20 protein-coding genes are annotated in these 20,910 nt (G+C 71.9%); 9 read left to right on the top strand and 11 right to left on the bottom strand.

The window, feature by feature from the left end:
• Window positions 1–6: 6 nt before the first annotated feature.
• The 5 genes from ACIPK4_RS15910 to ACIPK4_RS15890 form a co-directional block, all read right to left on the bottom strand.
• Entirely contained in the window at window positions 7–945 is a 939-nt protein-coding gene (locus tag ACIPK4_RS15910) for an alpha/beta hydrolase (protein ID WP_402313141.1), read from the bottom strand.
• Between the two features lie 84 nt (window positions 946–1,029).
• A complete protein-coding gene (locus ACIPK4_RS15905; protein WP_402313139.1) occupies window positions 1,030–1,680 on the bottom strand; it encodes an imidazolonepropionase-like domain-containing protein in 651 nt (216 codons plus the stop codon).
• Window positions 1,681–1,686: 6 nt separating this feature from the next.
• Window positions 1,687–2,886: a cyclic dehypoxanthinyl futalosine synthase gene (mqnC, locus tag ACIPK4_RS15900; protein WP_376195128.1), complete on the bottom strand. Its 1,200-nt coding sequence runs from the start codon at window positions 2,884–2,886 to the stop codon at window positions 1,687–1,689.
• Window positions 2,887–2,960: 74 nt separating this feature from the next.
• Window positions 2,961–4,868, bottom strand: coding sequence for a serine/threonine-protein kinase (locus ACIPK4_RS15895; RefSeq protein WP_402313645.1), 1,908 nt, complete (start codon window positions 4,866–4,868; stop codon window positions 2,961–2,963).
• Between the two features lie 250 nt (window positions 4,869–5,118).
• Window positions 5,119–5,982 (bottom strand): menaquinone biosynthetic enzyme MqnA/MqnD family protein, encoded by an 864-nt coding sequence (locus ACIPK4_RS15890; protein ID WP_054223327.1) that lies wholly within the window; start codon window positions 5,980–5,982, stop codon window positions 5,119–5,121.
• A 237-nt stretch (window positions 5,983–6,219) separates the two neighbouring features.
• Here ACIPK4_RS15890 and ACIPK4_RS15885 point away from each other — a divergent pair, with 237 nt between their 5' ends.
• Window positions 6,220–6,423, top strand: coding sequence for a cold-shock protein (locus tag ACIPK4_RS15885; protein WP_030162033.1), 204 nt, complete (start codon window positions 6,220–6,222; stop codon window positions 6,421–6,423).
• Window positions 6,424–6,671: 248 nt separating this feature from the next.
• On the opposite strand, the gene ACIPK4_RS15880 is transcribed toward ACIPK4_RS15885, so the two are convergent.
• Both ACIPK4_RS15880 and ACIPK4_RS15875 read right to left on the bottom strand, forming a co-directional pair.
• Entirely contained in the window at window positions 6,672–8,405 is a 1,734-nt protein-coding gene (locus ACIPK4_RS15880) for a lytic transglycosylase domain-containing protein (RefSeq protein WP_402313136.1), read from the bottom strand.
• Window positions 8,406–8,637: 232 nt separating this feature from the next.
• Window positions 8,638–9,090 (bottom strand): MarR family winged helix-turn-helix transcriptional regulator, encoded by a 453-nt coding sequence (locus ACIPK4_RS15875; protein ID WP_402313134.1) that lies wholly within the window; start codon window positions 9,088–9,090, stop codon window positions 8,638–8,640.
• Window positions 9,091–9,159: 69 nt separating this feature from the next.
• Between ACIPK4_RS15875 and ACIPK4_RS15870 the strand changes: the two genes are divergently transcribed.
• The 5 genes from ACIPK4_RS15870 (at window position 9,160) to ACIPK4_RS15850 (ending at window position 12,041) form a co-directional block, all read left to right on the top strand.
• A complete protein-coding gene (locus ACIPK4_RS15870; RefSeq protein WP_402313133.1) occupies window positions 9,160–9,558 on the top strand; it encodes a VOC family protein in 399 nt (132 codons plus the stop codon).
• 58 nt (window positions 9,559–9,616) lie between these two features.
• Entirely contained in the window at window positions 9,617–10,090 is a 474-nt protein-coding gene (locus ACIPK4_RS15865; RefSeq protein ID WP_402313131.1) for an SRPBCC domain-containing protein, read from the top strand.
• A gap of 150 nt (window positions 10,091–10,240) precedes the next feature.
• A complete protein-coding gene (locus tag ACIPK4_RS15860) occupies window positions 10,241–10,810 on the top strand; it encodes a hypothetical protein (RefSeq protein WP_402313129.1) in 570 nt (189 codons plus the stop codon).
• A 122-nt stretch (window positions 10,811–10,932) separates the two neighbouring features.
• Window positions 10,933–11,802 carry a Scr1 family TA system antitoxin-like transcriptional regulator gene (locus ACIPK4_RS15855; protein ID WP_402313127.1) on the top strand — a complete coding sequence of 290 codons (870 nt, stop codon included), beginning with the start codon at window positions 10,933–10,935 and terminating at the stop codon, window positions 11,800–11,802.
• Window positions 11,799–12,041 carry a DUF397 domain-containing protein gene (locus tag ACIPK4_RS15850; protein WP_402313124.1) on the top strand — a complete coding sequence of 81 codons (243 nt, stop codon included), beginning with the start codon at window positions 11,799–11,801 and terminating at the stop codon, window positions 12,039–12,041. Before ACIPK4_RS15855 ends, ACIPK4_RS15850 begins: the two co-directional genes overlap by 4 nt.
• A 51-nt stretch (window positions 12,042–12,092) precedes the next feature.
• On the opposite strand, the gene ACIPK4_RS15845 is transcribed toward ACIPK4_RS15850, so the two are convergent.
• Window positions 12,093–12,830: a hypothetical protein gene (locus tag ACIPK4_RS15845; RefSeq protein WP_376201315.1), complete on the bottom strand. Its 738-nt coding sequence runs from the start codon at window positions 12,828–12,830 to the stop codon at window positions 12,093–12,095.
• A gap of 243 nt (window positions 12,831–13,073) precedes the next feature.
• Between ACIPK4_RS15845 and ACIPK4_RS15840 the strand changes: the two genes are divergently transcribed.
• Window positions 13,074–13,754 carry a hypothetical protein gene (locus tag ACIPK4_RS15840; RefSeq protein ID WP_402313121.1) on the top strand — a complete coding sequence of 227 codons (681 nt, stop codon included), beginning with the start codon at window positions 13,074–13,076 and terminating at the stop codon, window positions 13,752–13,754.
• Window positions 13,755–13,781: 27 nt separating this feature from the next.
• Here ACIPK4_RS15840 and ACIPK4_RS15835 read toward each other — a convergent pair whose 3' ends face one another.
• Together ACIPK4_RS15835 and ACIPK4_RS15830 are read right to left on the bottom strand one after the other, a co-directional pair.
• Window positions 13,782–14,462: an alpha/beta fold hydrolase gene (locus ACIPK4_RS15835; RefSeq protein WP_402313118.1), complete on the bottom strand. Its 681-nt coding sequence runs from the start codon at window positions 14,460–14,462 to the stop codon at window positions 13,782–13,784.
• A gap of 74 nt (window positions 14,463–14,536) precedes the next feature.
• The gene (locus ACIPK4_RS15830; RefSeq protein WP_402313115.1) at window positions 14,537–16,267 is read right to left on the bottom strand and encodes an AMP-dependent synthetase/ligase; all 1,731 of its coding nucleotides are present in this window, start codon (window positions 16,265–16,267) and stop codon (window positions 14,537–14,539) included.
• Window positions 16,268–16,391: 124 nt separating this feature from the next.
• Here ACIPK4_RS15830 and ACIPK4_RS15825 point away from each other — a divergent pair, with 124 nt between their 5' ends.
• Both ACIPK4_RS15825 and ACIPK4_RS15820 read left to right on the top strand, forming a co-directional pair.
• Window positions 16,392–17,405 (top strand): AraC family transcriptional regulator, encoded by a 1,014-nt coding sequence (locus tag ACIPK4_RS15825; protein WP_402313113.1) that lies wholly within the window; start codon window positions 16,392–16,394, stop codon window positions 17,403–17,405.
• Between the two features lie 299 nt (window positions 17,406–17,704).
• On the top strand, window positions 17,705–18,178 hold the full coding sequence (locus ACIPK4_RS15820) for a carboxymuconolactone decarboxylase family protein (protein ID WP_402313110.1): 474 nt from the start codon (window positions 17,705–17,707) through the stop codon (window positions 18,176–18,178).
• A 141-nt stretch (window positions 18,179–18,319) separates the two neighbouring features.
• Here ACIPK4_RS15820 and ACIPK4_RS15815 read toward each other — a convergent pair whose 3' ends face one another.
• On the bottom strand, window positions 18,320–20,833 hold the full coding sequence (locus ACIPK4_RS15815) for a DUF6185 family protein (protein ID WP_402313107.1): 2,514 nt from the start codon (window positions 20,831–20,833) through the stop codon (window positions 18,320–18,322).
• Window positions 20,834–20,910: the final 77 nt, after the last annotated feature.

Genomic DNA, 20,910 nt, shown 5'->3' with positions numbered 1-20,910 from the left:
CCGACGCTACCGGCACGCGGCGGCCAGGAACTCCTGCTGGCGCTCCTGTTCCCGCTCGGTGACGGTCAGCGGGAACAGCGTGAAGCCGTGCATCGCACCGGCGACGACGCCGAGCCGTACGGGCGCGCCCGCCGCCTGCCAGCGCGAGGCCAGGAACAGCGAGTCGTCCAGCAGCGGGTCCTCGGTACCGACGACGATCCGGGCGGGCGGCAGGCCGGTCAGGTCGGCGAACAGCGGCGAGAGACCGGGGTCGCGGCGCTGCTCCGGGCCCGTCCCGGGTGTGAACAGCTCGTAGCTGCCCCGGAGGGAGTCGGTGTTGCTCAGCAGCCGCCGGGAGCCGAACGACCGCTGGCTCGGTGTCATCGACAGGTCGTACGGGCCGAAGAGCAGGTTGGCGGCCCGGAACGCGCCGGTGATGCCGTGCCGGTCGCGCAGGCGCAGCAGGGTCAGGACGCTCAGGTGGGCGCCGGCCGATTCGCCGCCGATCAGCAGCCGCCGGGTGCCGAACTCGGCTTCGGCGTGGTCGATCAGCCAGCGGGCGGCCGCTTCGCAGTCGTCGGGTCCGGCGGGGAAGGGGTGTTCCGGCGCGAGGCGGTAGTCCACGCTCACGACGGCCAGCCGTGCCTCGACGGCGAGCCGCCACAGCCTCTCGTCCTGGCCGTCGGCGGACCCGAACGCCCAGCCGCCGCCGTGCACGTGCAGGTACACGCCGTCGACGCGGTCCGCCGCGAAGGTCCGCAGCCGCACGCCGCCCGCGATGACGCGGTCCCGGCCGTGCGGCAGTCTCACGGGTGGTGTGTCGCCGCCGAGCCGGTTGCGGCGCAGTCCGGCCAGCAGGGAGGCGTCGAGGTGCTGTCCGCGGGCCGGGCGGTTCGCGGCGGCGGTCTCGAACTGTTCGTTGAACGCCAGGGTCTCGGCGAGGCAGTCCTGATCTGTGATCGTCATGTGCCGACGGTCGCAGCCTTCGGCGACACCACCGTGTCACCCTTTCCCGGTGATCCACGTCACGGCGCGGCGCGCCGGGCGCCGCTAGCGGCGGCGGTGGAGGAGGCGGCCCGCGATGACCGTGGCCACGCATGTGGTGGCGCCCTGTTCGAGGAGGGCTTGCGCGTCCGGGGCCGCGAACACCGCGAAGCGGGCCGGGGCGTTCGGTTCCAGGGTGCCGAAGAAGGCCTGCTCGGCCGTGTCCCGGCCGGCGAACGGGTCCAGGGAGGGCGGGGCCGGGGGCATCGCCGCCGTCGGCGGGAGGAGCGTCAGGCCGGAGCGGATCACCGCGGTGCGGACCGCGGGGACCGTGAGCCTCCCGGTCACCGCCACCACCCCGCGGGCCAGCAGCCTCTGCGTGGCCCGGCGGGCGCTGTTGCCCCAGCGGGACTCGGTCATCGCCAGCCCTGCCAGCGCCTCGGCCCCGCTCAGGGGCTCAGCGCCGAGTTCGGCGGTCTCGTACGGGTCGTCCGGGTAGTACGTGCGCTCCAGCAGCGCGTCCGCCCCGTGCACGAGCAGCCCCGGCGTCAGCACCCCGGGCCAGCGCCGGACCCGTGCGTGCGGCCAGGCCGCGCCGAGCTCCTCGTACGGGCCCACGCGGCTGATCCGGTCACCCTCGACGAGGACCGCCCCGCCGGGCAGCGGCGCGGCCCCTGGTCCGGCGAGGAGGAGGTCGGCGGTGTGAAGCGTCAGCACACGGCCTCAGTTCGTCGAGATGAGCTTCAGCTCGGGGTGCGCCGTGCCGCCCTCGATCGCGGTGGAGGAGATGTGCGAGACCACGCGGTCGTCGACGGGGTCGTTCGCCGGGTCCTCGTGCACGGCGAGGTGTTCGTACGTCGTCGCGCGCTGCGCGGGGACGCGGCCCGCCTTGCGGATCAGGTCGATGATCTCCTGCCGGTTCGAGCGGTGCTTGGCACCGGCCGAGGAGACCACGTTCTCCTCCAGCATGATCGAGCCGAGGTCGTCCGCCCCGTAGTGCAGCGAGAGCTGGCCCGCCTCCTTGCCGACGGTGAGCCAGGAGCCCTGGATGTGGGCGATGTTGTCGAGGAAGAGCCGTGCGATCGCGATCATCCGCAGGTACTCGAAGACCGTCGCCTGGGTCCGGCCCTTGAGGTGGTTGTTCTCCGGCTGGTACGTGTACGGGATGAAGGCGCGGAAGCCGCCCGTGCGGTCCTGGGTGTCGCGGATCATCGCGATGTGCTCGATGCGCTCGGCGTTGGTCTCGCCGGTGCCCATCAGCATGGTGGAGGTGGACTCCACGCCCAGCTTGTGGGCGATCTCCATGATCTCCAGCCACCGCTCGCCGGACTCCTTGAGCGGGGCGATCGCCTTGCGCGGCCGCTCCGGGAGGAGTTCGGCGCCGGCACCCGCGAAGGAGTCGAGGCCGGCGGCGTGGATCCGCTGGATGGCCTCCTCCGCGGAGACGCCGGAGATGCGGGCCATGTGGTCGACCTCGGACGCGCCGAGGGAGTGGATGACCAGCTGCGGGAACGCCTTCTTGATGGCGGAGAAGTGCTCCTCGTAGTACTCCACGCCGTAGTCCGGGTGGTGTCCGCCCTGGAACATGATCTGCGTGCCGCCGAGCTCGACGGTCTCCGCGCAGCGGCGCAGGATGTCGTCGAGGCCGCGGGACCAGCCCTTCTTGGTGTCCTTGGGGGCCGCGTAGAAGGCGCAGAACTTGCACGCCGTGACGCACACGTTGGTGTAGTTGATGTTGCGCTCGATGATGTACGTCGCGATGTGCTCGGTGCCGGCGTAGCGGCGGCGGCGCACCGCGTCGGCGGCCTGGCCGAGCGCGTGCAGCGGGGCGTGCCGGTAGAGGTCGAGCGCCTCTTCCCTGGTGATCCGGCCCCCTGCGGCGGCGCGGTCGAGGACAGACTGGAGAGCGGCCTGGTCGGTCACCGGTGCGTCACCTTTCGGCGGTGTGTCAAGAGGTACGGACCGATCCAGCCTACGCCAGGGCCCGGCCGCGGATTTCAGGGGATACGGGTGAGGTCGCCTTCGGGGTTTCCGGCCGGGGCGTCGCCCGACTTGTAGTGGAGTGTCCCGTTGGCGTTGAGGGTGAAGCGCTCGTCCGCGGAGCCGTTGGAGCAGATGCCGGGGGCCGGGTTGGGGCCGCCCGCGGTGTCCAGGACGAGGGAGCGGTCGGTGGCGGAGGCCAGCCTCCAGTCACCGCTGCAGTCGGTGCCGAGGACGGGCAGGATCGACTTGTCCCGGCCGACGACGTCACCGACCTTGCCCGTCGTTATGGTGATCTGGAATTCGCTGGCGAGGCCCGCGCGGGCGGTGGTGACCGTGCCCTTCCAGGTGCCGGTGAGCTCCGCGGGCACGTCGGTCCGGGTGCCGCTCGGCGCCGCCGAGGGGGCGGGGGTGCCGGCAGCCGAGGCCGCGCCCGAGGCCTTCGGGGGTGTGGCGGCGGAGTCGCCCGACGCGTGCTGGTCGCGGCCGCCTCCCGTGCCCGGCAGCAGCCCGAGCCCGTACAGGCCGCCCCCGGACAGTACGGCCAGCACGGCCGCCGCCGCGACGACCAGCGAGCAGCTGAAGCGCCGTCCGGCGGCGCTGAGGGTGACCTGGCGGGCCGCGTCGGGCGCCGTCCGCGGCTGCGGCACGCCGCCGCCCGCGGTCTCGGTGGGACCGCCGCGGCCGACGCCCGGCGGCGGCCCGTAGGGCCCGTACGGGTTCTGCCCGCGGCCCGCGGCGAAGACGTCGGCCCCGGGCCTCTCGAACCCGGCACCGCCGGTGCCGGCCGCGGACGGCGTGTCGAACGGGAGCCGTCCGTACGAGGGGTCGGCCGCGCCGAAGCCCCCACCGCCGGAGGCGCCCGCGCCACCGGCGGTGGCGAAGGGCACGGGCCCCGAAGCGCTCTCCGTGACGGCCCTGACGGGCCCGCCGGAGGAACCGGCCGCGGACGGGACGTCGTACGGGGACCGCCCGTACGACGGGTCGGGTGCCCCGAAGCCCGTGCCCCCGGGGGCATCCGCACCACCACCGGAGGGATCGGCCTCCAGGTCCAGCAGGGCGACCGCCGCGCGGCTGGCCTCCTCCACCAGGGGCGCGGGGAGCCAGCCCGAGCCGTGCAGGGAACCGGCGAGCTCCTGCGCGAGCGCCTCCGGGGCGGGGCGGTCGGCGGCCGACTTGGCGAGGCAGGCCCCGATCAGGGCGCGCAGCCCGCCGGCCGGGACCGCGTCGAGTTCCGGCGGTTCGTGGACCACCTTGTAGAGGAGGGTCGCCGAGTTGTCCCCGGTGAACGGCGGCTGTCCGGTCGCCGCGAAGGCCAGCACCGCGCCGAGCGAGAAGACGTCCGAGGCGCCGCTGATCCCCTTGCCGAGGATCTGTTCGGGGGACATGTAGCCGGGGGAGCCGATGGAGACGCCGGTGGAGGTGAGCGAGGCGGTCCCGTCGGTGGCCCGCGCGATGCCGAAATCGATGAGCCGGGGGCCGTCGAGGGTCAGCATGACGTTCGACGGTTTCACGTCCCGGTGGACGAGGCCCAGCCCGTGGACGGCCACCAGGGCGCGGGCCAGGCCTTCCCCGACGGCCCGTACGGAGGCTTCCGGAAGGGGCCCGTGCGCGGCCACGGCGCCGCCCAGCGAGGGCCCCGCCACGTACCCGGTCGCCACCCACGGCACGGTCGCCTCCGGGTCGGCGTCCAGTACGGGTGCGGTCCACTCGCCGCCGACGCGCCGCGCGGCCTCGACCTCGCGGCGGAACCGGGCGCGGAACTCCTCGTCGGAGGCGAAGTGCGGGTGCACGATCTTGACGGCGACGGTCCGGCCGCCCGCGCTGCGACCCAGGTAGACCCGTCCCATGCCGCCCGAGCCGAGCCGGCCGAGCAGCCGGTACGCGCCGATGGTCCGCGGTTCGCCCGCCTCGAGCGGCTGCATCACGTCCCCCTCCCCCGTTCGGTGGCTGATCGCCAAGAGCACCTTAGAGCCGTCGCCCGCCCGCCGGGGCGGATCCGCGGTGGCCGTTCCGGCGTGCCGGAGCGCGCCGGGTCGCGCTCCGCCGAATGGGGCTCTCCACATTCCTGCCCGCTGGTCCGGAAAGCGAAAAGAGGGGTAATTCTCGGGAAACGCCATATCCCCCGGGACCGGAACCCTGGCTACCGCCCGGTTTACCGATCACGGGAAGTGATCAGACGCGGGCGCCGTCCCCGTTCAGCAGCTCGACGGCGACATCCCCGGGATAGCCGGTCGTCGGTCCCGTTCGTCGGGCGAATTCCCTTACACCGGCCAACTGTTCGGGTCCGAAGCGGAAGTCGAGCGTCGTGAAGTACCGCTGGAGCAGATCGGCGTCGAAGGCCTCCCAGCGGGCCGCCTGCTCCGCCACCTTGGCGACTTCTTCCAAGGAGAGGTCACGGGAGTCGAGGAAGGCCTCGTGGACCCTCCGTACGACGACCGGCTCGCGGGCGAGGTAGTCCTTGCGGGCGGCCCAGACGGCGAAGACGAACGGCAGCCCGGTCCACTCCTTCCACATCAGACCCAAGTCGTGGACGTCGAGGCCGAGCCGCGGCGCGTCGTGCAGCGAGGCGCGCAGCGCGGCGTCCCCGATCAGCACGGCCGCGTCCGCCTCCTGCATCATCAGGCCCAAGTCGGGCGGACAGGTGTAGTAGTCCGGCTCGACCCCGTACCGCTCGGAAAGCAGCAGCTGGGCGAGGCGTACGGACGTGCGGGAGGTCGAGCCGAGGGCGACCCGGGCGCCGTCCAGCTGCTCCAGCGGCACCTGCGAAACGATCACGCAGGACATCACCGGGCCGTCGCAGCCGACCGCGAGATCGGGGAACGCGACGAGCTGGTCGGCGTTGCGCAGGAACTCCACGAGGGTGATCGGACCCATGTCGAGCTCCCCCTGGACGAGGCGTTCGCTGAGTTTCTCCGGGGTGTCCTTCGTCAGCTCCAGGTCCAGCAGCGTGCCGGTTCTGGCCAGCCCCCAGTAGAGGGGAAGGCAGTTCAGGAACTGAATGTGGCCGACACGGGGCCGGCTGCGATAGACGTCCACATCGCGAGACTAGCCGCCGGGTCCGCGTCAGCCTTCAGGCGGGTCTCAAACGTCCGGGTGACGTGATCTTTCCCTCTGGTCTCGGCCGCACTCTGCGTGCTAGGCTCGACGCAAGTTGCAGTTTGGTTTCCCTTGCAGTACGAGGCCTGCGGAGAATGTGACCCGCAGGCTTTTGTAGTTTTCAGACTTCTTAGCAGGTTCTGGAGCAGGGCGACCCTTTGGCCCATAGGAGGGCTCATGGCTACCGGAACCGTGAAGTGGTTCAACGCTGAAAAGGGCTTCGGCTTCATCGCCCAGGACGGCGGCGGCCCGGATGTCTTCGTCCACTACTCCGCGATCAACGCCTCTGGCTTCCGCTCCCTCGAGGAGAACCAGATGGTGAACTTCGACGTCACGCAGGGTCCGAAGGGCCCGCAGGCGGAGAACGTCACCCCGGCCTAGTCGCCTGGGCCAACCTAATCGCGGTTGGATAGCAGTACCCAAGGAGCCCTGCCTCCTCCGTTCACGCGGAGGTGGCGGGGCTCCTGCCTTTTCCCTCCCGGGTGGGGGGACGGGGCGAACGGCCTGTGGCCCGGCCACCGTTGCACGGTGACCGGGCCACAGGCCGTTCGCGGGCGGACCCGTGGGCCCGGGCCCCGGGCCCACGGCCCCGAAGTCCGGGAGCTGGGGCAGAGCCGGGCCCGGGCCCGTTACTGCTTGGCGGACGTCGTCGGCGTGGGCGTCGCCGGAGGCGTCGTCGGCGTGGGCGTCGTCGGGGGCGTCGTCGGCGTGGGCGTCGTCGGGGGCGTCGTGGGGGCAGGCGTGATCTTGAGGTCCAGGATCAGGACCACGTTGTCCTTGGTGATCAGGCGCAGGCGGTACGTGCCGGGGGCCACGTCCGTGGTGAACAGCTCCGGCAGCGCGATCTTGCCGTCGGCACCGGTCGGGGCCAGGAGCAGGCTGGTGACCTTCTTGCCGTCCTTGTCCTTGAACCAGGGGCCCTTGGACTTCTCCGGGTCCACCGGGACCCACGCGCCGGCCTCGTTCTGCTCGACCAGCCCGGCGGTGACCTGCGTACCCTCCACCGCCTTGTCCTGGGCGGTGGCCGTGACCTCCACTCCGGTGAAGCTCTTGCCCGCGACGACCTCCAGCGGCTTCGCCGCGCCGGCGTCGGTGCGGGTCAGCTTGTCCGCGACCGGGGCCGGCTTCGCCGTGACGGTGCCGGTGAAGCTGACGGTGAGCTGTGCCGAGGTGTTGTAGGCCGCGACGCGCAGGGTGAAACCGCCCGCCTTGGCTCCGGCCTTCAGGCCGGGCAGGGTGGCGACGCCCTCGGTGTCGGTGTCGACGACGAGGAACTTCTTGTCCTGCGCGCCGATGGACGAGCCCGTGGTGTCGTCCTTGAGCTCGAACAGGATCGGCTTGGCGGCGGCCGGCTTTCCGTCGCTGAGCAGCGCCTTGACCCGCGGGGCCGTCGCGAACGCAGACCCGGCCTCGGCCTTGAGCTCCGCGCTGCCGAGCAGTTCCAGCTTGGCCAGGGCCGGCGCCGGCGGCGTGGGCTTCTGCGGCTCGGCCGGCTTCGACGGGGTGGGCGTCGGGTTCGGCCGCGAGGTGTGCGTCGGCGTCGTCGGGCTCGGCGTGGGCAGCGTCGTGACGGGCGGCGTCGGGTAGTTGCCGACGGGCGGGTTCGGCACTCCGGCGGCACCGTTCTGGTACTGGTGCATGTACCCGACCACGGTGTTCACGTACTCGCGGGAGTTGTTGTAGCTGAGGATCGCCCGGTCGAGCTGCGCCTGGTCCGACAGGTTCCGGTCACCGGCGCACAGGTAGAGGCCCGCGCCGAGCGCCGCGTCGTAGATGTTGTTCGGGTCGCGCTTGGAGTCCCCGTTGCCGTCGGCGCCCCAGGTGGCCCAGGTCGACGGGATGAACTGCATCGGGCCGACCGCGCGGTCGTAGACGGCGTCACCGTCGAACTCGCCCTTGTCGGTGTCCTTGACCTCGGCGAAGCCGTTGCCGTCGAGGCGCGGGCCGCGGATCGGCTTCTCGGTGTAGCCGTCCGCCTTGAGGCCGTAGCCGGAGGCGTGCACGGACTCGACCCGGCCTATGCCGGCGAGGAGTTGCCAGGGCAGCTTGCAGCCGGGCAGCGCGGCGGCCACGGAGACCTCGGCGCGCCTGTAGGCGTCGAGTGCGGTCGCGGGTATCCCGCTGGCGCCCTCGGCCGCGCCCGTGGTGGGCGGTACGGCCGGGTCGGCGAGCGGGTCGGGCAGATCGAGGCGGGCGTCGCCTCGGTCGGTGGCCTGGGGGCTGTCCGGGGTCGGCTCGGACTCCCCCGCATCGGCGGCGGACGTGTTGGTCACCACGGCGGCGGTCGTCAGGCTGGCCGCGAGCGCGGCCGTGCACAGGACCTTGCGCGAGGTGTTGACGAGGTGACGGTGAAGCGGCTTCACAGTGCGGCGATCCCCCCAAGGCGGCCGACAAGGTACTACGGCGGGTCGAGCCGTGGATATCCACTGTCTATCAGGTATTCCGACGCGACTCGCCGCCAGCCCGGCAGATATGACACACCATTCGTCTCGGCTTCACCGGGTCCTCACGACCGAACGCACACCCGGCCCCGAAGGCCGCCGGAAAGACCCTGAAGACCCCCGGTTCGGCCCGGCTTGCCGCCTTGGCCCGGATTCACCCTCCCGCGTCCGTCTGCGCATGGGCGTGCACGCGCGCCAGGAGCGCGTGCAGAGTGGCCCGTTCGGCCGCGTCGAGCGGGGCCAGCAGATGCTCGCCGACACCCTCGGTGTCCGCCGCCAGTCCGTCCAGCAGCTCCCGGCCCGGCCCGGTGATGCTCGCCAGGACCCGCCGCCGGTCGGCCGTATCGCGCTCCCGGCCGGCGTACCCGAGCCGGGCGAGGCCGTCGAGGACCTTGACCACGTCACTGGGGTGCACGTCGAGCCGCTCGGCGAGGGCGCGCTGCGGCTGCGGCCCGTGATCGGCGAGGGCGGCGAGCACGGCCATGTCCCACAGCCGCAGCCCGCGCGCGGCGAGCCGGTCACCGACGAGGGTGCGGGCCTCCTTGCCGACCGTGGAGAGCAAGTACGGGGTGAGGGCGGTCAGTCGGGGCGTGGAGGGCGGCAGCATGAACACATTGTAGGGTGACACCAATCATTGGTTCACACCTACTGATCCTCCTGATTGACGGAGCCCCGTATGGACGCGCTGCACCCCCGACTCCTCGTCACCCGCTTCGGCGAGACCTTCCGCTTCTACGACGCCCTGCTCCCCGGCCTGCTCGGCGCGCAGCGCACGCGCGGCGGCGCCGACGGCCCGTACGCCTCCTGGGACGTGGCCGGCCAGGGCGTGCTCGCACTGTTCGACCGCACGGCGATGGCCGCCACGGTGCCCTCCCTCGGCGGCACCGCCGGCCCCGGCGACCGGACCGTGCTGGTCAGCCGCGTCCCCGACGTGGACACCGCGTACGCCGCCTGCCTGGCCCGCGGCGCCACCCCGGCGGCCCCGCCCGCCGATCGCCCGGAGTGGGGCCCGAGCCTGCGCAGCGCCCACGTCCGCGACCCCGAGGGCAACCTGTGGGAGCTCCAGTCGTACTAGCGGGACCGCCCCGCGTCGCACGCGCCCGCAAGGAGCCCCGGTCACTAGGGTCGTCGCCATGACCACCGATCCGATCCGTGTCCCCGACCTGTCGGACCGCCCCCACCGGCTGACCGTCGAGCGCTCGATGATCGCCGGCGAGCACACCCTGTACGCGGGCTGGACCGAGGAGTTCGACCGCTGGTTCGCCGCACCCGGCTCGGTCCTGATGCGGGCCGAGGTCAACGCGCCGTTCTTCTTCGAGACGGAGTTCACGCCCGAGCCGGGGGCCACGCCGGCCCGCCACCCGCACTACGGCCGCTTCCTGCGGCTGGTCCCCGACCACCTCGTGGAGCTGACCTGGGTGACGGGCCGGGGTGGCACGGAGGGCGCCGAGACCGTGGTCACCGTCGAGCTCCTCCCCCACCCCATCGGCACGCACCTGCGCCTGACCCACGCGGGTTTCCTCGACGAGACCGCCCGCGACCGGCACGAGGCAGCCTGGCAGCAGATCCTGGAGCGGCAGGACGAGGTCCTCACGGGCTCCGACTGACCACCCCCGGCCCCTCCCCCGGGCGGGGGAGGCACATCGCCCCGGCGGCGGACGTGCGGGCCGCCGCCGCTCGCGAGGATCGAGGGGACCGCACGGGACCGTGGACACACGGACCCGGCCCCTCCCCGATCCGGACGGAGCACCACCGCCATGCGCCGAAGGACCCTGCACGTCGCCGCCCTCCTCGCCCTGGCCGCGGCCCTGACCGGCACGACGGCCACCGCCTCGGCCGCGACCCCGCCGCCGCCCCCGGCCGCGGAGAGCACCGCCCGCCTGAAGGGCTCGGCCCACCTCGACTACCCCGTGGCCAACGAGGAGATCCGGGTCAGCGTCGACGCCCGCGCCACCTTCACCAAGGACAGCCCCTGGTACCCCACCAAGACCGAGGGCACCTTCCGCCTCTCGCACGCCATTCCCCAGCCGGACGGCTCGTCGCGCACCTACTGGGCCGAGATGGAGGTCGACTGCCTGACGACGGGTGGCCCCAACGCCACGGTCACCGGGCGGATCGTGGCCGCCAGCAACAATCCCGGCGATCCCTTCCCGGCCATGCTGAAGGACCACGTCCGCCTGGGCATGAGCTTCTACGTGCCCGGCAAGGGCGCCGCCGGACCCGCCCGCGTCGGACTGTCCGGTGCGGCGGACATGACCCTGTCCAAGTGCATGGCCCCGGCCCCCTTCGACAAGGTCCTGAGCGGTGGCTTCACCCTCAAGTCGTGATCTGACGGCCCCCCGGGTGCAATGTCACTGATTTCGGTCATCCCCTCACCGAGCGTGTCGGACCCGCCGTACGCTTTTCGGCATTGCGTGTACGGCCCGTACGGACGAGGGCGGTTCAGCCTGTGAACGACCTGTCAGACCGCGAGGAACAGCCGGAGCGGCCCGTGGAGGCCGACGGCACCACGTACCTCTTCAAAGCACTCGGCAAGATGATCAAAGCGCTACGGGAAGCGGCGGGCCTCCAGCAGAAGGAACTGGCCGCCCGGGTCCGGGTGAGCGAGGAGCTGATCTCCTCGATCGAGCGGGGAGTGCGCGTCCCCCAGCCCGACTTCCTGGAGAACGCGGACCGGGCGCTGGGCGCCAACGGGGTCCTGCTGGCGGCGATCCCGGAGGTGAAGGAGGCCCAGCGGCGGGCCCGGACCCGGCATCCGGACTGGTTCCAGGATTACGCGAAGGCGGAGGCGGCCTCCATCGCGATCCACGACTACAGCTGCCAGGGAATCATGGGCCTGCTCCAGACGGAGCGGCACGCACGGGCCGTCTTCACCAAGCGTCGACCGCTCCTGGACGAGGCGACGATCGAGAAGCGCGTGGCCGACCGGATGGCCCGCCAGCAGATCTTCGAGTGCTGGCCGTCACCCACCTTCAGTTTCGTCCTCGACGAGGGCCTGCTCATGCGTCCCGTGGGAGGCCGCGAGGTGCACGAGGAACAGCTGCGCCGCCTGATCGAAATCGGCAGCCGGCGGACTGTGGAACTCCAGGTGATGCCGTTCAGCCGGGGCGAACATCCAGCAATGGAGGGTTCGTTCAGCCTGCTCCACCCCAAGAGCCGCCAACAGGTGGCTTACACCGAGACCTACAACCGCCCTCACCTCATCACCCACCCGGAACAGGTAAGGATCTACGCCGAGCGTTATGGGATCATCCGGGCACAGGCGCTCACGCCGGACGAGTCCCTGACCTTGATCGAGAAAATGCTGGGAGAGAGATGAACACCACCGACCTGGCCTGGTTCAAGAGCAGTTACAGCGACGGCGAAGGCGGGCAGTGCGTCGAAGTCGCCTTCGACTGGCGTAAGTCGAGCTACAGCGGCGGCGAGGGCGGCCAGTGTGTCGAGGTGGCCGCCTGCGCAGACACCGTGCACGTCCGGGACTCGAAAGTGACCGCCGGTCCGGAGCTGGCCGTGGCGCCCGCCGCCTGGGCCGCTTTCCTGGGCGGGGTCACCCTCTGACGGGGTGGTGCGGCCCAGGGCACCCCCGTGGTCGCCCTGGGCCGGCACCGGCTAGATGTTCTTCAGGTAGCCGCTCTTGAACCCGTACGCGTTGGCCTTGACCTGGTGCCGCTTGTCGATCTCGATGCCGAAGCCCCGGTAGATGATCGAGCCCTCCCAGATCACCTCGCCGATGGCCGTACCGCTGGCCAGCTGCGCCTTCGGGACGCTGTGGCCGATGGACACGGCGGCGTTGTAGTTGCGCTTGCCGCAGTCCGCGTGGTCGACCTTCGTGATGGTCGAGCCGTTGGTGTAGTAGTTCACCCACAGGCTGAGCTTGGTGACCGTCACGCCGAAGATCTTCTGCTTCACCGAGTACGTGGTCTCCCACCAGCCGCGCGACAGCTTGCCGCCGGCCGCGACCCCGTCGGCATCGGCGTCGGGCTTGAAGGTGGCGTCGCTGTCGGCCTGGATCTGGACGTCGCCGTCCTTGAGGTTCACGAGCGAGTGCACGGACTTCCCGGCCTCGGGAACGTCGGCGGCCTCCTGGAGCAGCGCCTTGAGGTTCTCGGGGTCCTCGGTGTAGTCGAGGAACTTGATCTTCTTGTCGTGCGCCAGCGCGTCGAACTCCTTGAGGGTGGCCGCAGCCTCCGGCTCAGTGCTGTTCTTCAGGCTGTTCTCGTAGGAGGCGATGCGCATGCCGTCGCCGGAGATGATCGAGGCGTTGGCGGTTCCCGTACCCAGCAGTGCTGCGGCGGCGACGCCGACAAGGGCCGTGGTGGCGAGGCGGCGGGTGGTGGCCATGGACATGGGTGACTGACCCTCTCGGGGTTTGGGGGGTGGCTTGGCTTGGTGCGACGTCAGTCAAGCAGCGGACCAAGCGCTTCCGGCTCAAGGGTTCCTCAGACTTCGATCATGAAATGGAGCCTTTGCCTCCATCGCACATCCGGACGCCCCCGCGGAACCACTGCGTCCCAATAAGGCTTTCCTGCACACTTCATGAGGGTTCGTCAGACCTGGTCCCATGCCCGCCCCCAACTCGTGGAGCAGCCGGTGGAGTCTCAGGAAATCCCGATCACGATCACCCCGCAGCAGGCCGCCCACGGCGTGATCCTGACCATCGCGCTGCCGACCGGAACGACGCGGCTGAGGATCCCGCCCGCAGCGGACGGCGACCTCGTCCGGGCCCGGGTCGGCGACGGCGAGGTGCTGCTGCGCATACGGGTCGCACCCGGGCCGGCGCCCGTGTCTAACGCGCGGGGGTGCCTGGTGGCGCTCGGCGTCGCCGTCGCCGTCATCGTCGGAGTGGTCCTGCTGAACAGCGGGGACGACGGCGAGGGGCCGACCGCCTCCCCGCGGTCCACCCCCTCTTACAGCGCCTGGTCGCCGCCCCCGGTCCCGGCCGCTCCCCCGGTGGACACCTCGGCCGATCCGCTCACCCCGGCGCCCGAGGAGCCGGCCCCCAGCCCCTTCGACCGGGGCACCTGCCTCAACGGGACGCTCCCCGACTCGACGACCGCCCAGCGGGTCACCGGCGTCGAGGAGGTGCCCTGCTCGGCGTCCGACGCGCACTACAAGGTGATCGAGAGCATCCCTCTGACCTCGGAGCTGGAGCGCTGCAACGGCAATCCGAAGACCCAGTACGCGTTCTCGTACCGCTACAGCCGGGGCGGGGTCACCCTCAACGAGTACGTGTACTGCCTGGTCGGCCTCGGCTCGTACGCCCGCGACTGAGTACGGGCGCGGACGGCGCCCGCCCGGCTACGGCGCGGCGTCGGCCAGCACCTGCGCCAGTTCCGCCGGCTGCGAGAACATCGGCCAGTGGCCCGTCCCCATCCGCACCAGGCTCCACCGCTCGCCCTCCAGGAGCGCCGCCACCACCGGGCCCGTGTCCTCACCGTCCAGCAGGCACTTCACGTACACGGCCGGGAGCCCGGGCAGCGCGCCCGTGAGCTGCGCCGGCTCCGTGAGGGTGGCGCCCGGGTGCGGGGTCGCGCCCGACACGAGGCGGTCGATCTGCTCCGCGGTCAGACCCTGGCCTTCGAAGTCCCCGGCGGTCAGCGGGGGCCAGAAGCCGCCGTGGGCGGCGATCTCGGCCTGCACCGACCACGCGTCCTCGAAGGCCCGGCCGTCCACCGGGACGTTGGCGTCCACGAACACCACCCGGGCCAGCCGGTCGCCGATCCGCTCGGCGGCCTGGCCGACCGGGATGCCCGCGTAGCTGTGGCCGACCAGGACCACCTCGCGCAGGTCGAGGCGCTCGACCTCGGACACGATGTCCTGGACGTGCGTCTGCTGTCCGGCCGGTTCGCCCTGCCGTTCGGCCAGCCCGGACAGCGTCAGCGGGTGGACGCCGTGCCCCGCCGCGCGCAGCTGCGCGGCCACCTCCTCCCACGCCCACGAGCCGAGCCATGCGCCTGCCACCAGTACGTAGTTCGCCATGGCGGCACCGTAGCCCGGCCCACTGACAACGCCCCGGGACCGGTGCTGGGGGCCCGTGCCGGGGCCGTCGCCGCTCAGCCCCCGTACAGTGCGTCGATCTCCGCCGCGTAGCGCTGTGCCACCGCCGTGCGGCGCAGCTTCAGGGTCGGGGTCAGGGTGCCCGCCTCGACGCTGAAGTCCTCCGGCAGGACGTGGAAGGCGCGGATGCGGGCCGGCCGGGAGACCGTCCCGTTGGCCGCCGTGACCGCCTCCTCGACCAGGGCGCGGACCGCGGGGTGCGCGGCCGCCCGGGGCAGGTCCAGGTCGAGGCCCTCGCGCCGCGCCCAGGCCGTGACCTCCTCCGCGTCCAGGGTGATCAGGGCGACGGGGTGGGGCCGGTGGTCGCCGATCAGCACCGCCCGTGACACGTACCGGGAGCGCTGGACGGCGAACTCGACCTCCGTCGGGGTGATGTTCTTCCCCGCCGAGGTGATGATCAGCTCCTTCTTGCGGCCGGTGATCGACAGGAACCCGTCGGCGTCCAGCTCCCCCAGGTCCCCGGTGTGCAGCCAGCCCTGCGCGTCCAGCGCCCGCTCCGTCGCGGCCGGGTTCGCGTGGTAGCCCGGGAAGACCATCGGCCCGCGGACCAGGATCTCGCCGTCCTCGGCGATGCGGACCTCGCAGCCCGCGATGGGCTTGCCGACCGTGCCGTGGCGGGCGGCCTCCGCGTGGTTCATGCTGATCAGCCCCGCGGTCTCGGTCATGCCGTAGCCCTCGTAGATGGTGATCCCGCAGGCCCGCAGGAAGTCCATGGTCGCCGGGGCGATCGGCGCCGCACCGGTCATCGCCTGGTTCAGCCGGCCCCCGAAGGCCGCCCTGACCAGCGAGTACAGGTTCTTCTCCGCCTCCTCGTACGCCGGGCGGTCGGAGTCGGGCAGCCGTCCCTCCGCCGCGAGCAGCCCGATCCGGACCGCCTCCCGGAACCGCTCGGCGCCGCCCTCCTGGGACTCGGCCATCGACAGCACCACCGAGTGCACCTTCTCGAACAGGCGCGGCACGGACGGCAGATGGGTGGGCTTCGCCTCGCCCAGCTCGGACAGCACGTCCTCGATGCGGCCGCCGAAATAGCACAGCTCCCCGCCCTCCAGCAGGGTCGTGAACTGGATCAGCTGTGCCAGTACGTGCGCCAGCGGCAGGTACAGGTACGTGGAGTCGCCCGGCCCGCCGTGGATCAGCGGGCGCATCGCGTCCTGGATGGCGCCCGTGTTGCCGTGCGTGATGCGGCAGCCCTTCGGCAGGCCCGTCGTCCCCGAGGTGTAGACGATCGACGCGTCCGCGTCCGGGGTCACCCGCCGGGCCCGCTCCAGGAGTTCCGCCTCCGGGCCGGCTTCGAGCCCGGGAAGCGCGTCCATCCGTACGACCGCCCTCAGGGCCGGCAGTTTCGCCCGCAGCGCCTCCACCCGGTCCGCCTGCGCCGCGTCGTCGCAGACCACGACCACCGCCTCCGAGTCCGCGAGGACCCAGGCCAGCTCCTCGTCCCCCGCCGTCGGGTACACCGGCACGAGGACCGCACCCGCCGCCAGGATCCCGAAGTGCGTGTACGTCCACGCCGGCCGGGTATCGGCCAGCACCGCCACCCGCTCACCCGCCGCGACCCCCAGACCGAGCAGCGCCCGGCCCGTCCGCCGCACCGCCGCGCCGAGTTCCGCGTACGTACGGGTCTCCCACCCGCCGTCCGGCGACCGGAACCGCAGTGCGGTCTCCCGTCCGTACCTCTCCTCGGTCCACTGGGTGAACACCGCCAGCGTGTGCGGCCGACCGTCCATGGCTTCCCCTCCGGATGGGTGACCCCCGACGCACCCGACGCTAGGCACCCGCGGGCGCCGGCCGACATGACCGGAAGCGTCAGCACCGCTGACCCCAGCGCTCATTGGGGCTACCGTCGACCCCATGGGGAGGCGGACGATCACTGTGCACCATGTCCGTGCCGTGCTCGCGGGGGCGGCGCGCGGCGGCTTCGACACCGTGCCGCTGCTCCAGGAGGCACAGATCCCGCCCCTGCTGCTCGGCGACGACCGGGCGCGGATCACCCCGGCGCAGTTCGCCCGGCTGTTCCGGGCGCTGTACCGGACCACGCAGGACGAGTTCCTCGGCCTCTCGGCGGTCCCGAGCCGCCCGGGCACCTTCGCGATGATGTGCCACGCCTCGCTCGGCTGCCGTGACCTGGGCGCGGCCGTGGAACGGGCCGCGACCTTCTACGGCCTGTTCGCGGGCGGCCCCGAGCTCGCCCTCGAAGTGAGCGGGGCCGAGGCCCGGTTCACCGTCCGCAACGACTTCGTGCGCGACGAGGAGCGTTTCCTCACCGAGTGCGTGCTCGCCATCTGGCACCGGCTGAGCAGCTGGCTGGTCGGGCGGCGCATCCCGCTCGCGTACGCCGCGTTCGCCTACCCGCCGCCGCCTCACGAGGCGGAGTACGAGGTCCTGTTCGACTGTCCGGTCCGCTTCGGGGCCGACCGGACGGGCGCCGCCTTCGACGCCCGCTGGCTGGCCGCACCCCTCGTCCGGGACGAGGCCGAGCTGGACGGGATGCTGCGCCGGGCCCCCTTCGACCTGCTGTCGCGGCCGGAGTACGGCACGACGGTCTCGGAACAGGTCCGCCGGGCCCTCGCCCGGCAGCTGCGGACCTCGCCGCGGTTGCCGGCGCTCGGGGAGGTGGCGGCGCGGCTGGCGGTGTCCCCGGCGACGCTGCGGCGCCGGCTCCAGCAGGAGGGGACCTCGTTCCAGCAGCTGAAGGACCACGTCCGGCGGGACGCGGCGATAGCGGGCCTGGCCGAAAGCAGCGAACCGATCGCAGAACTGGCGGCCCGCCTCGGCTTCTCGGAGGACACCGCCTTCCACCGGGCCTTCCGCCGCTGGACGGGCACGACACCGGGCGCGTACCGCATCGCGTCGGGCGGGACCTAGCGCAGAGGCACCGACGCGCCGCCGGGGTGGGCGGCGAGGCCGGGTCGGCGGCGGGGCCGGCGCCGGTCCGACGGCGGGGCCGGGGTGGACGGCGGGGCCGGCAGGGCCGGGGGTGGACGGCGGGGCCGGGGCGGACGGCGGGGCCGGTCGCCACCGAGGCCAGCCGGGCCTGCCCTCGCGATCACCGCCGGATGGGAGGCGTGACGCAGGTCACTCTTCTCCACGTCCGCCGTTCTGTCACATCCGGGCCGCGCGCCGGGTCAGTGATGTGTAACGGTCGATACCCCAAGGAGTCCACGATGGAAGCTCGCCTCAACATCTACGGCAACGCGGTGGCCGGCAAGTTCGCCCGGTACATCAACTCGGCCGGCAAGGTCATCAGCGACTCGACCCTCCCGGCCGCCACGCAGGAACTGGTGAAGATCCGGGCCAGCCAGATCAACGGCTGCGGCTTCTGCCTCGACATGCACACCAAGGACGCCGCGCACGCCGGGGAGACGGCGCTGCGCCTGAACCTGGTCGCGGCCTGGCGCGAGGCGAAGGTCTTCACCGACGCCGAGCGGGCGGCCCTGGAACTCACCGAGCAGGGCACCCGCATCGCCGACGCGGCGGGCGGGGTCACGGACGAGGCCTGGGCCGAGGCCGCCAAGCACCACGACGAGGACCAGCTGGCGGCGCTGGTCGGGCTGATCGCCCTGATCAACGCCTACAACCGGATGAACGTGATCGTCCAGCAGCCGGCGGGCGACTACCAGCCGGGCCAGTTCGGCTGACCGGGCCGCCTCCCGGGCGGGCTCAGCGGGTGTGGACGGCCGACTCGCAACGGCGACGCCGGCCGTCCCGTCCTGGGGCCGCCCGGCCCGCAAGCGGACACTCCGCCGACTCCCGCCGGTTGCGCGTCGCGCGGGTGTCCGTCAATGGGCGGACGGAGGGGTTGTCGGCCCTCCTTCTTTGAACGCCTTCCAGATCGTGGCCAGCGCCACGAGCTGCGCCAGGCAGAACGCCAGCGAGGCGAAGCGCATCTGGTAGACGTACACGACGAGGCCGGCACTGGACGGCCAGTAGCGCCGTTCGCTCGCGAACGTCTGGAGGTCCATGACCAGACCGGTGCAGGTCATCACGGACGCGAATGCGGCGATCGCGGCGATCGTGCCCTGCATGGCGTCACCGGTGATCTGGGCGATGAGCTGGTGGAACCCGACCGGGACGGCGAAGGCGACGGCCACGTAGACGGCCTTCGTCGGCCCGTGTCGGCCAGGAAGGTCGCGCCACAACCCGCCCAGGAAGAAGCCTCCGCCCACCCATGTCGCATGCCAGTAGATGATCTCCAGGACCGCCTGGAGGAACCCCGTGGGGTTCTCCACCATCACGCCCCAGGAGTCACCCCGGACGAAGTCGATCCAGTACATCAGCCCGGTGGCGGGGAGGCCGATGATGCAGGCGATGAACGCACACCGGCAGGCGTTTCCCCACCACGTGGCCATGGGGCCGATGGCGAAAGGCAGGTCGACGGGTCTGACCCCTTCCGGCAGGCACTGGTCCAACCGGTCGATCTCCCGCTCGACGGCTTCCTGCGAAGCGGACTGTTCGGCCGCAGATCCCGGGCTGGGGTGGTGCAGCCGGGCCTGCAGCTCCCGGTAGTGGCGTGCCAGGCGCATCCATTGCGACCGGTCGGTCCGTGAAATGACCTCGCCCAGCGGGGAATCGCCCTCGGTCGGCTGTTCCAGCACGGACCTCGACTGCCCCATGGCCAGCAGGGCCCACGCCGCGGCAAGGCCCAGGACCAGCGTCGTGATGTAACCGGAAAACCCGAAATACCATGCGAAATTGGGCACCACGATGATGGCGAAAAAGATCACGAACACCGATCTCTCCACCGCGTTGGGCGTGAAGGAGTCGGCGTCGTGCTGTTCGGCCCGGCACACCCGCAGGGCGCCCACCAGTGCCAGCGGAGTCAGGAAGAGGGCGATGTCCGCCAGCACGGGCAGCGCGTTCGCCGAGAACCACCACCACCACGCGTCGTACGCCGTGACCCACGGCGATCCGACGGCGGCGGGCACGGGGTCGTTGAGCCAGGATCTGCGCTCCCAGCTGCGACCCAGAGAGACGAACGCCCAGAGCATGGCCATGGCCGTCGTCCCGGCCGCGACCCACACCTGCGCCCATGACGACAGGCCTCTGCCGCCGGGGATCAGGAGGCGCTGACCGCCGGCGATCATGCCCAGGCAGCACAGGAAGACCGGCAGGGAGTCGAGCAGCACCGCCAGCCCCAGACCGGCACCGTGGATCTCGAAGTCGCTGGTGGGAAGCAGCCCCGAACGGGACAGTTCGGCGGCCACGCAGAGGGCGGCCGCGCTGGCGGCGAGTGCGCACACGACGACGAGCAGTCGTCTCTTCAGCCGCCCGAAGAAGCACAGGACGATTCCGACGAACAGCGCCGAGAACAGGTCGACCGTCGGCTCGTAATCGCCCTTCCACCCGAATCGGCTCTGGAGGAGCCGGTAGAGGTCGTCGCCCATGTACGCGACCAGAGTGATCAGCGTCAGGACCAGGGACCATGAGCGTAGCCCCCCGAGAGCCTCCTCCTCCGCCGGAAGGGGATGGCGCCCCAGGCCCCGGCGCAAACGCCTGCCGGCGACGAAGGCCAGCACGGCGGTCGCGACCCCCCCGAACGCCCCCGATGCGCCGAAGACGCCCAGGGCTTGCCAGGCATCACCATCCGTCTGGGTCAGGGCCGCCCACTGCTGCGCCGCAGGCGGTCTGAAGGCGACGTCGGGTACGTCGGGGACGGCGATCTGCGTCCTGTTGTGCCAGCTCAGTTCCGTGCGGTCCTCACCGAACGTCGGCGGCGGCCAGGCCGACATCGCGGCCGGGCCGCCCAGCCGTACGCGTACGTTCTCCCAGGTGGCCTTGGCGAGACTCGGCGGAGCCCGCAGCCGGATCTCCCACTCGCCCTTCCCCGCCGTCAGGGTCCACAGGCCCACGTCGTAGGTGCCGAGTCCCTGGATCCAGTTGACGGCCTCGTAGTGAACCGCGACCCATGTGCCGGAAAGCTTCACCGAGAGCGGTTTCAACCGCCATTCGGCGTCCTCGTACGGCTTTCCGAGCAGGTACGCCTGGACGGGAGCCCCCTTTCCCAAGAGGCAGCGCAGCGCGTCGCGGTAGAGCGGCGCGTGCGTGTCGAGAAGCAGGTCGGAAGTCCGCTCCCAGCCCGCCGGAACCGTGATGTCCGTGACGCTGGTGAGCACGCTGGTGTCCTGGCCGCGGTGGACGAACTTCGCCGACGTGGTGACCTTCGCGCCGGCGAGCCGGTCGGGATCGCAGGAGTGGCCCCGAGGGGGATCCGCGGCGCGGGCGGGGCTCGGTGCGAACAGGGACAGGAGCAGCACGAGCACGGCGAGCAGCATGTGACGCCTGAGATGGATCACCGCTCCAGGATCTTCCCCGGTGGCCCCGCAGCGCCCCCGGCAGCGCGGCGGGGCACGCCCGGATTCACCCTCCCGGA

This window comes from Streptomyces sp. NPDC086989, from assembly GCF_044745505.1.
Lineage (GTDB): Bacteria > Actinomycetota > Actinomycetes > Streptomycetales > Streptomycetaceae > Streptomyces.
The sequence above is the reverse complement of the archived record's forward strand: the minus strand, read 5'-3'. Positions and strand labels throughout refer to the sequence as shown.